Genomic DNA, 13,702 nt, shown 5'->3' on the forward strand with positions numbered 1-13,702 from the left:
CTAATATATAATAATAGAAAATATACACTAATTATATATACGCTCAATAAACATTGAAAATATTAAAACAATCCAGTATCATTTAACTTGCTTTCCATATACCTAATAGTTTTATCTAACTTTCCTTTTACTAATAATGCAATAATAATTCCTAAAATCGGATATAATAATAAGACAGAAATGTCAAAGAAATAATTACTCCAATAAACACCTATAATAACTTCTTTAAGTGCACCAATACCATAAGTTAAAGGTAAAAAATTATATATTGATTGGAAAAATTTTGGTAAAAGTTGTATTGCATATGTTCCCCCTGTTGCAGGAACTTGAAAAACAAGTAAAAGAATCGCAAGAGCTTTCCCCAAATCTCCAAAAGCAGATACAAGAGAATAGCAAAATATCATAAAACACAGCCCTATATAAAATGTAGTAATTATGAATAAAAACTCAGAACTTACATTTAAACCCAATAGTAACAACCCTACTATGATAACTACAGATTGTAATAAACCGATTATCAAAAAAAAGCCCATTTTCCCAAAATAAATACCAATATAATCATTTTGAAGGTTATTTATGTTAATTTGAGAATTAATAGACCTATTTTTAAAATATTTATTTTTATCTAATAGAGTTCGTGAATTTGATCTAAATCTTGTACTTAACATTGCTGTAGTCATAATACAGCCTACCCACAATGCTAAACATATATAAAATGGAGCTATCTCCTCACCATAAGTATGATTAGGATATAAATTTTTTTCTTTAAGCTTAACAGGGCTTTGGAAATAATTATTAATACTGGTTAAATTTGCATTGGAAAGATCAGTTAACTTATTATAATCTATACTATTAATTTTATTTGTAGCTTCCTCAATATACTTTTTAGCTATTGGCCAATTTGAATTCGCATAATCAATCTCTTTTAAAGCAGTTTTAATCTTATTATTAATTGTTTCCTTATTTTTATAAAGATTATCAACAGAATCATCCAACTTATCTATAAGATTTTTAAGCTTATGAAAGTTACCTTTATTATGATCAACATCATCAATATTTTTTTCAATATCTTCTAATATAATCAATAACTCTTTTGCAATAGCTAAATCCTTTTCAAGATCATTTATAATAGGTTTTAATTTTTCATCTTTTGTTAGATTATATAAATTATTTAAAAAAGCATCAGCAAAACTCAAAATTTCAATGATCTCTTTATCCATAGCTTCCATGTCATGTATAGTATTCAAGGCTTTTTGAGGATTAGAAGAAATCTGATTATATAACTTATCATAATCAGATCTTAAAATATCAGAATCCTTCTTAAGCTGAGGTAAATTTTTATAAATAGTAGACCAGATTTTACTAACATCGCCCATTTCTTCTTTACCAACATTTAAATATGAGCCAATAGTTCCAGATTTAGCATTCAAATTATTTAAAAAAGATTTAAGGGAATAAAACTTCCCTTCATTTTCTTTAGCTATCTCCCCTATATTATACAACTTACTAAATATTATATCATCTATAATCTTGGTAATCTCTTCATTAATCTTATATTGAGTAAGAGTAACACCAGTAGAACTTATTCTTGAACCAACAGGATTCATCTTATTATTAGTTATAAAAGTTATCTCTGAAGTATTAGGGTTTAAACTTTCAATTGAAAATATATTTTTACTAAAATTAGGAGGAATTATAATCATTCCATAATACTCTTCTTTATTTAATCCATCAAAGCCTTCTTGATAATTTACAAATTCCCAATGAAAGTTTTTATTATTTTTTAATTCATTAACTAGCATATTTCCTATATTAAAAGTTCCATTAGCTGTAGAACATCCTAAATCCTGATTTACAACAGCTATTTTTAGATTATCGGTATTTCCATAAGGATTCCAAAAAGCATCAATATTAGCCAATGCATAAAAAGAAGGTATAATTATTATAGCTACTAAAACTATAAAAACTACAGGATTAGTAAATATAGTTTTAATATCATTTTTAAATATAAATAAAACTTTTTTAAACATTGAAATCTTAAATCTTTAAACATGAGTCTCTTAAATAATAATATTAAATAATTATATAATATTAAATAATCATTTAATAATTATATATTAGATACATAATATCTGATACATAATATCTAAAATTTCAACAATATAAATTTTTCGAATGAATGCTCACTTTTTAATACAAATATTCCTTATTTTAATACTAAATAGGACAATTATCATTAATGAGAAAATAGTTAAAAAATATTAGAATAAAAATACTAATAAAAATTATAATAAAAAATTAGAAAAATCAATACAATATAAAAATAAGATAAAAAAAGCTAAAGCCTTAATTATCTTTTTTAAGATGTATCTCTATAGTAGAAACATTGGTTGAAACACCATCGTTTCCAACAATTTCTTCAGTACAAATATCTATACTCTCAACATCCATATCTGGTATAAAACGGTTTCTAACTATTTCAGCCACATCAACCGCTCTGCTAATAGCCCTTCCTCTTGCTTTCAGAACAACTTCGGATACGCCACTGTTCATCTGAGTTACTACTGCTAGTACATAATTCATTACTGGTTTATTTCCAATGTATACAATATTTTCTTCTGGCATATTAATGACCTCCGATACTATGTAATAATATATTATTTAACCATATTATATAATTTATGTTTTTAATATCTTTTAAAAACATTTTTTAAAAAATACTAAATTTTTAGTATTAAATTCACTTAAAAAAAATTATTATTATAAAAATTTTAAAAGAAAAATATCAAAACAACTTTTAAAAAAGGTAATACTAAAAAATTAATAAAAATTAAGAATAAATCTAAATAAAAGTAGAAATAATACTAAAAAGAATACAACAAAAAAAGATGCAACAATTAAATCAAAAAATGAAAAATAAAGAAAATGAAATAAAATAAAAAGTTAAAAATGATAAAAATAAAAAATAAAAAAAATTCATTTATACTGTTATTTAGCCTCTTTTATCATTAAAATTTTGTTAATTGAATTTAAAACTGCATCGACACTAGCCATAATAACATCTTCACGAGTAGCTCGCCCAGTAGCCTTATTATCTTCTTCGTCAGAAGTAATAACAAAAACTTCAGCTAAAGCATCAGTTCCACCAGTAATAGCTTCTATATGATATTCTTCAAGCTGTATATTAGTAGTTCCTTTAACAAGAATTTGAATAGCATTCAATGCTGCATCAACCGGACCAACACCAATAGAAGAAGTTTCTTTTTCTTCACCGTTAATCATTAACTTAACAGTTGCAGTTGGTGAAACCGTTTTTCCAGAACCAGAACTAACAGATAAACCTATCAATTTAACAGCTTCTTCTTTAGCTTTTCCAAGAACTGTTACAGCGATAGCTTTCAAATCAGCATCAGTTATAGATTTACCTTTATCACCAAGTCCTTTTACTTGATCATAAACAGTACAAAACTGTTCTTCATCCATTTTAATATCATATTCTGTTAATTTTGCTTTAAGTGCATTTGCACCAGTATGTTTACCTAAAGCTATTTTTCTAGTGTGACCAACAAGTTCAGGAGCAATAGGTTCATAAGTAGCTGCATTTTCCAAAACACCATGAACATGAATACCAGATTCATGAGCAAAAGCATTTTCACCAACAATAGGCTTATTAGGAGGCATTTTTATACCAGTAACTCTTGAAACAAAATCAGACAAGTTGTATAATTGTGTAGTGTCAATATCTAAATCAAGACCATAAGCAACTTTTAATGTAACAACAAGCTCTTCTAAAGAAGCATTACCTCCTCGTTCTCCAATTCCATTTACAGTTACATGAGCTTGTTCTGCTCCAGATTCAATAGCAACAAGAGAATTAGCAACAGCTAAACCAAAATCATTATGAAAATGAACACTTATTGGTAATGAAAGCTCATTTTTAAGATTAGAAATTAATTTCCTAGAAGTAGTTGGAACTAAAACACCAACAGTATCTGGAACATTGATTAAATCTGCACCTGCATCTTCCACAGCTTTATAAACATCGACAAGATAATCAAATTCTGTTCTAGTTGAATCTTCAGCAGAAAATTCTACAGTTATACCATGATCTTTAGCATATTCAATAGCAGAAGAAGCTTTATCTACAATCTCTTCTTTTGACATTTTAAGTTTAAAATCTCTATGAAGAGGAGAAGTTCCAATAAAAGTGTGCATATAGCTTAAATCACAATCCAACAAAGCATCAATATCATTTTTCAATACTCTAGCTAAACCACAAATATTTGCATTCAAACCCAAATCATTTATTAATTTAGCCGATTTCCGCTCTCCTTCAGAAACAGCTGGAAATCCATATTCGATAGTATTTATTCCAAGATTGTCTAACTTCTGAGCTATTTGTATTTTTTCATCAGTAGTCAGCGCTACTCCTGGAGCTTGTTCTCCATCCCTAAGAGTTGTATCAAAAATTTTAACCTTTTTTGGAAGGGTAATATCACTCTTTGGAATTTTTAAATCGTTTATTTCCACTTTGATTCCTCTATTTGATTCCTCTATATTGAATATTCTTCTAGTTATATTTAATATCAGGAATAATTGATAAAAAAATATAACATTATAAAATCTGTTCTTAATAGTATAAAAATTTTAAGAAGATAAATAGGCATGAAAAATTTAAATTGAAAAATTTAAATTAAAATATTTAAATTAAAAATAATATAAATTAAGTTAAATATCCAATACTAAATCCAAGTTCCAATAGCTAAACTTAAAAAATTTCTAACTCCTGGAGCTAATCCTAGTATAAAAATAGCTAATTTCAAAGTTCCAGATAAAATCTCATCATCAACATATTTATCAATGATATACAAAGAGATACATATAACAATTATTTTTAGTGGAAACATGGTAATTGCTGTTCCAGCTAGATTATATATTGATCCAGGAAGGACATGTTGTTCAAAATAGCCATAATAATCTACAGCAATGAAAGTAGAAGATGCATCAAACAAATGAGCAGATATGATTGATAGATTTATTTTACCATCATAAGAACTTAAAGTAAAAAGATCCCAAAATATACCAACAATTATAAAAATAACAGTCATCACTAACCAAGATAAGATAACTTGACTAAAAGCTATTAAATTAATACTTTGAATATTGATTAAATTAATAATAGCTAAAATTAATCCAATGAAGAATAATGTGTATTTAAAATCAAAATTAGTTTTTTTCTGAATAAATATTCCTAAAAAAAGAGATAGCACTACAATACCAGCTACAATAAAGTAAATTCCTGGAGTTATTAAAAACCAATTGTAAGGATATATTCCATTATCAACTAAAGCTCTTACACTAGACCCCAGAAAAATAAAAGGTATTAATGGAATTATAAGATCAGTGGGGTTGATTTTATAATTTTTAAAAATTTTAATAATCATGAAAAGAACAAGAACAAGAATTATCCCATAAACAATTGTGTTAAATATAGTATATCCTGAAAAAAAATAAATTGATAAAAAATTGATAAAAGAGGATTCAATAGACATTTTATCATCCATAAATATATAAATAATTATTATATTAAATAATTATTATTTTAAATAAAGTTAAAAATAAATATAACTAATAAATTCTCCTTATTTTTTTGTTAAATACTTCCTTAGCAATTAAATAATTAGAAGTCCTTTTACCTCTAGCAATAGTATTATTTGGTTTAATAGAATCAATAACATCATCAACAGTAGGTTCATTATCAATATCAATAATTTCAGTATAACAATTACCAACTGATTCAATAAAATGAGAATCACTAGAACCAATCTTAGCTAAATTATATTTATTAGCAACTTTATTAGACCTATAATTAGAGTATCCAATGATATATCTAGCATTTAAAACTTCAACGCCCCTGACTAAGCTATTATTAAGTTTATAATCCCCCAGTAAACTTTTAAAAGTTTTTTCATTTTTAAAAAAAAGGCCACTCCTATAAGAAGAAAATGGATGAGGTATAATAGCTATTCCACCTTCATCATGGATTTTTTCCACAGTTTCCTCAGGAGAAAGACCCTTTTCAATCACAGCATCTACTCCAAAACCAAGAATATGGCCTTCAGAAGAGCTAATTTCAATAGAAGGCACAACAAGAATATCATCAAAATTTTTTGATATTTCAGAAGCTATTCTAGAACCTTTAATAGTATCATGATCACTTATAGCTATAATATCTAACTTTATCTTTCTAGCTTGATTTATAATGCTTTTAGGACTAGACCTGGCATCTCCAGAATAACAACTATGAATATGAGGATCTAATTTCATTCTATCAAAAAAAATATATATTATTTTATTTTAGTTTTTAATTATTATTTGTAATAATATTAATTTTTTAAATATTCAACAGCTTTAATCAAACCAACAGGACCAGTCATCATGACATCTCCACCAGGAGAAGCATTATAATAAGCTAAATTTGTTTTTTCAATGATTTTTCGCTTAGGTCCAGTAACAACAACCTTTTCAAGAGTTGAAATAGGATTAACTACATGTGCACCATGACCATAATCATCATGAACCTCTTTATGAGTTATAGTTCCCTCAACAAGTCTTTGGACAAGTCTTTCTATTTTTTCTGGAGATAAACTAGAAGTATGATGCTCAAAAACACCTTGAATTTTTCCATCTTCAATAGAAGCAGCCATTGTATGACCATTACCAATATCCATAACAACAAAACTGTTTAAATGAGAAATCTCAGGATCAAAACAAGCCCCACAAATAGAAGCAAATTTTGAATCCATAATAATTGGATTTAAACCAAAAAGAGATTCTTCAATAGCTTTCATTCGAGAAAAATAATCAGGAACATTACCATCAAAAGCAAATTCTTCAACAGGCATAGGATAACTTAACTTTTCCCTAATTTTTTCAAATCTAAAATCTCTATCACCCATTTTCTCACTAAAACCATGATCTTGAGCAGCGACTGCAATTTTATCAAATTTGAAGTTTATATCATATTCTGAAATTGTTGAAGTTATTTGTTCAATATTAACATCTATTAAGCTTATTTTATAATAATTTGAATATTTTGAATCTTTTAAAAAGCTACCACTATCAACAATTTCAACCCCTAAATCCTCAACTACTTTCAAATCATCTTTTATAGTCCGAGCAGGGTGTTTTTCCATAGCTACTTTATAGCCATTTTTTATATGAGCAATAATAGCATTTTTGATTTTCCCCCCACCCATTATAGTTCCATCAAAGTAAATATTATTTCCTTTAGCTGTTTGTTCCTTAATTTTTTCAACAATTATTATAGGTGGAGAAGGTAGAACTAATTTTATAGAATTTTCAAGTTCTTTTTCATCATCATAAAATAATATATCTTGAGTTCCTGCACCAATGTCAATTGCTAAAATTTTCATAAAAATAATTGTATTTAAAAATATTTAAAACTATTCAATTATAAAAATTTAAAATTATTTATATATTCTATATTATTCAATGAAAAATTCAATGAGAAAAATATTAAAAAATATTAAAAATATTTTTTATTAAAAATATTAAAAATATACTAATATTAAATATTTAATTTTAAATATTTAATTTAGAATTCAAAATATAACTATAAAATTAATTATAAAATGGTTATGAAATTAAATGATTATGAATTATAAAATGTGTAAAAATAATAAAATAAAAATACATATTGAACTTAAGTTAAATATGAAGTAAAACAATAATAAACTAAATAGTAATCAAATTAAAAATAATATTATAATTTATACTTATCTTATATTTTATATCTTAAATTTTATACATTATATCTTAAATTTCATTTTATATTTATATCTTATATTATATCTTGGTGATGTGATGAGTAATAGGCTAGCAAGAGGAAGCATTTTAATACTAATAGGTAATATCATATTTCGTGTTGGAGGATTCGTATATCGATTTTTAATGGGACAGCTTTTAGGACCCTCCTCTTATGGAATATTAAGTTATACATTACAATTTCAAGGTATTCTTCAAGTATTATCTGCAGGAGGGTTGCCTCCAGCTATAGCTAAGTATGTGGCAGAATATACAGCTATTGATGAAAGAGCCCTTGCAAGACAAACAATATACACATCGCTAAAAATAATGCTCTTTCTTGGAATTTTATTTGGTTTTCTAATGGTTTTTTTTATAGCTCCTTATTTAGCAGCTTTAAACCCAAAAATGCCAGGACTTTTATATCCATTACAAGCAGTAGGTTTCATAGTTCCATTTAGTGTCATCGTAGGAGCATTTAGAGGTGCTTTCCAAGGTGTTATCAAAATGGAATATATTTTAGCTACCCGAGCTACAGAACAAATTTCTATGATAATTTTTGCTACTTTATTAGTCTTATTAGGATATTCTGCATTTGGAGCAGTGATGGGTTCTGTAATAGGCTTTGCAGCTTCAGCAATACTATCTATTATTATATTTCAGAAATATATGTGGAAATATGTCCCTAAGCCAGAAGTGGAATATAAATTTTCAATTTATGAAGAGTTAAAGTTAGCTAAGAAGATGATATTCTTTGCTGTTCCAGTGACTATAACTGCATTAGCTGAAATGCTTATTTTTGCAATATCTACTTTTGTTATAGCTAAATTATTGGGAGATACATTTACAGGGTATTTTGGTGCTGCAGATCCAATTTCTAGATTCCCTTTGATAATTTCAACTTCACTTGCAACAACAATATTACCTGCAGTTTCAGCTGCATTCAGTACAAAAAATCAAAATTTGCTTAGTAAGTATGTTTCACAATCATATAAATACTCAATGTTAATTGTTATCCCTATGTGTATTGGAATATCATTATTTTCAACTCCAATACTTCAAATTACATTTCCAAAATTTTTAGATGCAGCTCCTGCTTTAAGTATTCTTGTTATAGGAATGACATTTTATTCACTGTTTGCAATTTCTTCAAGTATTGTTCAAGGTATTGGAAACCCAAGAATTCCAATGTATGTCTTAGTAACAGGGGCAATTGCAACATTTATTCTTAATTGGCTAATGGTTCCAATTTATGGAATTGTTGGTGGAGCTATTGCAACTACAATAGCATGTTTTTTAATCATGATACCTATATTAAAAATGAGCTTTAGTTTAACAAATACAAAAGCCCCTATTTCCTTTATTGGAAAAGTTGTTATATCATCATTATTAATGGGTTTAATTATTTTAATTATTCCAAATACAGTGCTTGGATTAATATTAGGAATAATAGCATGCCCAATAATTTATTTAGTATTCTTAATACTTCTAAGATCATTTTCTGAAGAAGATATAAATGCTATTCGTAGATTTTCTCATAAATTTGGACCATTATCCAATATAATTAATAAAGTTTTAAAAGTAATTGAAAGATTCATATAATTATTAGAGATTCATATAATTATTTAAAAAATAAAGAAAAAAAGATAAATAATAAAATGAAATAAAAATAAATAATGAGATAAAAAATAATAAAAATACTCCTTATTTTATTTACAATATTTTTATTAATATTCTCTTATTAAATTTATATAATATTTCTTAATATTATTATATTTCTTAATATTGTTTATACTATTATTGTCTATAATTTGTTTATAATGTTATTGTCTATAATTATTTAAAAATTCAACAAATCGTTTTAAAGTCTTATTCAAAGTTTTAAAACCATATTCGTCTTTTTTTACCCCTTCCAGTGTATCTTGTGACCATAGCGTAGCTCCAAGATTAGCTCCAAAAGGACCTCCACTTACAGGAATTATTCCACTTAAAATATAATAAGTGTTAATCTGCTGAATAGCTAATTCTTGCCCTCCAGCCCTGTCACCTCCAACAGCGATTGACATGCCTATTTTACCTTTAAGTAAATTAATATCTTCAGCACCAAGAGCTCGGCATCTATCCATTACAGCTTTAATTTGTGATGAAATTGATCCATTATACATTGGACTTGCAAGTATAATTCCATCTGCTTTTCTAAGCAAATCATAAACATCAAACATGTCATCCTTCATTACACATTCTTTCTTTTTTAAGCAATAATCACAGTGCCGACAAGGATTTATTTCTTTGCCCCGTACAGTAAACATTTCAGTTTCAAAGCCTTGTTCTTTTAAATCCTCTAAAGATTTATCAAGAACATACTCAGTAGCTTTTTTTCTTGGACTTCCACAAATTCCTACAATAAACATGAATAAAGCCTCCCAAACTTAACCCAAATTTAAATTTTGAGTTAAAAGTTTTATCCTAAATATTAAAATATATTGTATTATTTAAGCTATTTCACCTTTAGATTATCTCTTAAATTAAACCACTAAAATAACATTGTATTATTATTTAATACTCTAATTGGGATAATCAATCGATATTATTATTATTAATTTCATTATAAATATAATTGTTCATAAATTAACAAAAATATCTTAACAATATCAATGAATTAATTATACATAATAATAAAATAATTAAGGTTAAAAATGAGATAAATAATACAAAAATAATGATATAAAAAATAGAGATGAAAAATAATAATATAAAAATAATGATATAAAAAATAGGGATGAAAAATAATAATATAAAAATAATAAAATAAAAATAATAAAAAGATAAATAAACGATAATAATAAAATAAATAATATAATAATATATAATTATATTAAAAATAATTATATTAAAAATATATAATATAATTATATAATATAATATATTTATTTAGTAGAATTTATATTGAGGATTCTTATGGAATTTATAAGAGCTATCGTTAAAAAATATTCTAGAGAATATAACAGAACTCTAAAAAATGGTAAAAAAAAGAAATACCAAACAGAACAAGTTCAAATAACAGTGCCCAAAGAAGATAATATATTTGAAAATGATGAAGTTGTACTCATTATTCCATCAAAATATATGAATGAAATTGAAAGAAGTTCTGAGGAAATAAACAAGTTGAAACTAAAAAATAATAAATTAAGCGAAGATAACGATACTTTAAAATCTACAATAGAAAAAAATAATGATACAATCTATAATATTAAAACTAATATAGAAAAATTAAAAGTGGAAAATAGTTCTCTTGAGAAAAAACTCAAAAAATATGAAGCAAAAACTAATGATCAAGAACTAGAAAATTGTATATTTTCAGAAAAACCTACTAATTTAGATAAAATAAAAATTCTAGAGAAAAATAAAGATTTAAATAGATTAAATCAGGAAAACGAAGATCTAAAAAAAGATAAAGAGGATTTAAAGGAAAAAATAGAATTTTTAGACTCATATATAAAAGATTTAAAGTATAGTATAAAAACACTCCAATATTCGCAAAAAAAAGAAGTATCAATACTTAAAGAAGAATATGATAAGTTAAAACAAGAATGTGAAAATTTAAAACAGGAATTTAAAAACAAAGAACTTGCCTTTAAAAAAGCAAAACAATCTGCAACTTATCATGAAAATATTTCTAAAAAGCTAAAAGAGTTTATCTTAAAATCATACTAAGTTAATAAACATTCAAAACATTGAAAAATCATTGAAAATAGTTAAAAATTAATAAAATATTTAAATTTAAATATTTAAACTAATAAAATGTTTAAAACTAATAAAATATTTAAAAAGAGTAAAAATAATTAATGCTGGGCATTAAACTGCTTTTTCTCCTCTTTCACCAGTTCTTATTCTTATAACCTCTTCAATATTAGAAATAAATATTTTTCCATCTCCAATTTCCCCTGTTCGACCACTTTTAATAATAGCATCTACAACCTCCTCAACTTGATTATCATTAACAACTATCTCTAATTTTGTTTTTGGAAGAAATTCTATACAATAATTATGACCTCTATAATACTCTTTTAGCCCTCTTTGTCTTCCTTTTCCTTTAACTTCAGCTAAATTCATTCCTTGACAACCAACTTCGACAAGGGCATTTTTAACATCTTCTAATTTTTCCTGACGAATAATAGCTACAATTTTTTTCATTTTAGAAACCTCTAATAATATTGATAAATTTATATATTAATATAAACCATATTTCAAATAAAAAATATTTCAAACAAAATTATATTATACCTCATTATTCATATAATTTAATTAATCTTTGATTTTAATTAATTTTTTATTTAATTAAATCTTGACTTTTATTAATATATATTATATTCTAAATTTTTGTAAAATGATAAAGTTTTATAATCTATAACCAGATTCTTCATGGATATGGGTATCCAAACCTTCTATTTCTTCTTTTTCAGATACTCTAAGACCAATTGTCCAATCAATGAATTTGCCTATTATCAATGTTATTACAAATGCATAAGCCATTGTAGAAACCGTAGCAATTAATTGAATTAAAAGTTGATTAGCATTACCTTCAATTAATCCTGAAACACCTCCAACAGCAACTACTGCAAAAATTCCTGTGGCTATAGTTCCCCAAATACCCGATACTCCATGTATTCCAAAAACATCTAAAGCATCATCATAATCAAATTTCGGTTTAATATAACTAATAGCTATGTATGATAAAATTGCTGCAAAAAATCCAATTATAACTGCTCCATCAGCATTTACAAATCCTGCAGCAGGAGTCATAGCAACAAGAGCAGAAATAGCACCAGAAATAGCACCAAGTACAGTTGGTTTTCCTTCTCTCCAAATATCAATACAAACCCATGTTAAAAGACCTACTGCAGCTCCTAAGTTACTAACTAATAAAGCTGATGCAGCAAGACCTCCAGCAGTTAAAGCAGAACCTCCATTAAAACCTAACCATCCAAACCATAGAAATCCTGCACCCAATACGGTGTATCCCAAATTGTGTGGCAAGAGAGACCTGTCTTTTCTTCTTCCAATGATAAAAGCTAATGCTAATGCAGAAAGACCAGAACATATTTCAACAACTGTTCCTCCAGCAAAATCAATAACTCCCATGTTCATTAGCCATCCACCACCCCAAACCCAGTGTGTGATAGGAATGTAAACACCAATTGTCCAAAGCACTACAAAAACAATCCATGCTGAAAATTTCATTCTTCCAACAATAGCTCCTGAAATAAGAGCTGCTGTCAACCCTGCAAAGGTTAGTTGAAAAGCTATATAAACATATGTAGGTATTGTGCCTGTTATTGAATTTATTCCAACATCATGTAACATTATACTTGTAGGGTATCCAATAAAACCTGAAATAGAATTTCCAAAGCCAAGCTCATAACCAAAAGCTATCCAAATTATTGTTACTATTGAAAAAGCAATTAAAGTTAAAAACATAGTATTTAAAACATTTTTCTTTTTAGCTAAGCCACCATAAAAAAAAGCAATCCCTGGGATACTCATTAAAAGTACTAAGATAGTAGAAATAAGGACCCATGAAGTATCCCCTGCATTTAGTATTCCTTCCATAAAAAACCTCTTATATAGATTAATTTATTAATAAACAAATATTCTAATTTAAATCCTAAATAAAACAAAATAGAACAATAAAATAATAAAAATTATTTTATGAATATAAGGAAAACGGAAACCTTATACCTACAGCTATATTAATTTTAAGGTATATAAAACTTATTATAATTCACCGATATGTAAAATAATTAGAAATTAAGCAATATTTATAATTTTCAACAATAAAATATATAATACATAGGAAAAAGAATGAAATATTAAT

11 protein-coding genes are annotated in these 13,702 nt (G+C 25.9%); 2 read left to right on the forward strand and 9 right to left on the reverse strand.

Annotation, left to right across the window (positions count from 1 at the left end):
- Nucleotides 1-62 precede the first annotated feature (62 nt).
- The 6 genes from MBBAR_RS06720 to MBBAR_RS06745 form a co-directional block, all read right to left on the reverse strand.
- On the reverse strand, nt 63-2,030 hold the full coding sequence (locus tag MBBAR_RS06720) for a YhgE/Pip domain-containing protein (protein WP_080460537.1): 1,968 nt from the start codon (nt 2,028-2,030) through the stop codon (nt 63-65).
- A gap of 316 nt (nt 2,031-2,346) precedes the next feature.
- Nucleotides 2,347-2,625, reverse strand: coding sequence for a DNA-binding protein Alba (gene albA, locus MBBAR_RS06725; protein ID WP_042702564.1), 279 nt, complete (start codon nt 2,623-2,625; stop codon nt 2,347-2,349).
- Nucleotides 2,626-2,988: 363 nt separating this feature from the next.
- Complete coding sequence (locus MBBAR_RS06730; protein ID WP_143746155.1) at nt 2,989-4,530, reverse strand: 2-isopropylmalate synthase; 1,542 nt, start codon at nt 4,528-4,530, stop codon at nt 2,989-2,991.
- Between the two features lie 212 nt (nt 4,531-4,742).
- Nucleotides 4,743-5,552 carry a DUF63 family protein gene (locus MBBAR_RS06735; protein ID WP_080460538.1) on the reverse strand — a complete coding sequence of 270 codons (810 nt, stop codon included), beginning with the start codon at nt 5,550-5,552 and terminating at the stop codon, nt 4,743-4,745.
- Nucleotides 5,553-5,628: 76 nt separating this feature from the next.
- A complete protein-coding gene (locus MBBAR_RS06740; protein ID WP_080460539.1) occupies nt 5,629-6,327 on the reverse strand; it encodes a PHP domain-containing protein in 699 nt (232 codons plus the stop codon).
- Nucleotides 6,328-6,386: 59 nt separating this feature from the next.
- Nucleotides 6,387-7,436 (reverse strand): DUF1786 domain-containing protein, encoded by a 1,050-nt coding sequence (locus tag MBBAR_RS06745; protein ID WP_080460540.1) that lies wholly within the window; start codon nt 7,434-7,436, stop codon nt 6,387-6,389.
- Between the two features lie 451 nt (nt 7,437-7,887).
- On the opposite strand from MBBAR_RS06745, the gene MBBAR_RS06750 reads away from it, so the two are divergent.
- On the forward strand, nt 7,888-9,429 hold the full coding sequence (locus MBBAR_RS06750; protein WP_080460541.1) for a flippase: 1,542 nt from the start codon (nt 7,888-7,890) through the stop codon (nt 9,427-9,429).
- A gap of 221 nt (nt 9,430-9,650) precedes the next feature.
- Here MBBAR_RS06750 and MBBAR_RS06755 read toward each other — a convergent pair whose 3' ends face one another.
- Nucleotides 9,651-10,238 (reverse strand): flavodoxin family protein, encoded by a 588-nt coding sequence (locus MBBAR_RS06755; protein WP_080460542.1) that lies wholly within the window; start codon nt 10,236-10,238, stop codon nt 9,651-9,653.
- 547 nt (nt 10,239-10,785) lie between these two features.
- Here MBBAR_RS06755 and MBBAR_RS06760 point away from each other — a divergent pair.
- A complete protein-coding gene (locus MBBAR_RS06760) occupies nt 10,786-11,541 on the forward strand; it encodes a hypothetical protein (RefSeq protein WP_080460543.1) in 756 nt (251 codons plus the stop codon).
- A gap of 141 nt (nt 11,542-11,682) precedes the next feature.
- Here the strand turns inward: MBBAR_RS06760 and MBBAR_RS06765 are convergent, their stop codons facing one another.
- Both MBBAR_RS06765 and MBBAR_RS06770 read right to left on the reverse strand, forming a co-directional pair.
- On the reverse strand, nt 11,683-12,021 hold the full coding sequence (locus tag MBBAR_RS06765) for a P-II family nitrogen regulator (protein WP_080460544.1): 339 nt from the start codon (nt 12,019-12,021) through the stop codon (nt 11,683-11,685).
- A 204-nt stretch (nt 12,022-12,225) separates the two neighbouring features.
- The gene (locus MBBAR_RS06770) at nt 12,226-13,437 is read right to left on the reverse strand and encodes an ammonium transporter (protein WP_080460545.1); all 1,212 of its coding nucleotides are present in this window, start codon (nt 13,435-13,437) and stop codon (nt 12,226-12,228) included.
- Nucleotides 13,438-13,702 lie beyond the last annotated feature (265 nt).

Source organism: Methanobrevibacter arboriphilus JCM 13429 = DSM 1125 (genome assembly GCF_002072215.1).
Taxonomy (GTDB): Archaea; Methanobacteriota; Methanobacteria; order Methanobacteriales; family Methanobacteriaceae; genus Methanobinarius; species Methanobinarius arboriphilicus.

What these genes read in the sequence shown, in the direction of transcription:
- MBBAR_RS06750 (WP_080460541.1), top strand. Translation starts at nt 7,888, where the DNA reads ATGAGTAATAGGCTAGCAAGAGGAAGCATTTTAATACTAATAGGTAAT.
- MBBAR_RS06755 (WP_080460542.1), bottom strand. Translation starts at nt 10,238, where the DNA reads ATGTTTATTGTAGGAATTTGTGGAAGTCCAAGAAAAAAAGCTACTGAG.
- albA (WP_042702564.1), bottom strand. Translation starts at nt 2,625, where the DNA reads ATGCCAGAAGAAAATATTGTATACATTGGAAATAAACCAGTAATGAAT.
- MBBAR_RS06735 (WP_080460538.1), bottom strand. Translation starts at nt 5,552, where the DNA reads ATGTCTATTGAATCCTCTTTTATCAATTTTTTATCAATTTATTTTTTT.
- MBBAR_RS06770 (WP_080460545.1), bottom strand. Translation starts at nt 13,437, where the DNA reads ATGGAAGGAATACTAAATGCAGGGGATACTTCATGGGTCCTTATTTCT.
- MBBAR_RS06765 (WP_080460544.1), bottom strand. Translation starts at nt 12,021, where the DNA reads ATGAAAAAAATTGTAGCTATTATTCGTCAGGAAAAATTAGAAGATGTT.
- MBBAR_RS06760 (WP_080460543.1), top strand. Translation starts at nt 10,786, where the DNA reads ATGGAATTTATAAGAGCTATCGTTAAAAAATATTCTAGAGAATATAAC.
- MBBAR_RS06720 (WP_080460537.1), bottom strand. Translation starts at nt 2,030, where the DNA reads ATGTTTAAAAAAGTTTTATTTATATTTAAAAATGATATTAAAACTATA.
- MBBAR_RS06740 (WP_080460539.1), bottom strand. Translation starts at nt 6,327, where the DNA reads ATGAAATTAGATCCTCATATTCATAGTTGTTATTCTGGAGATGCCAGG.
- MBBAR_RS06745 (WP_080460540.1), bottom strand. Translation starts at nt 7,436, where the DNA reads ATGAAAATTTTAGCAATTGACATTGGTGCAGGAACTCAAGATATATTA.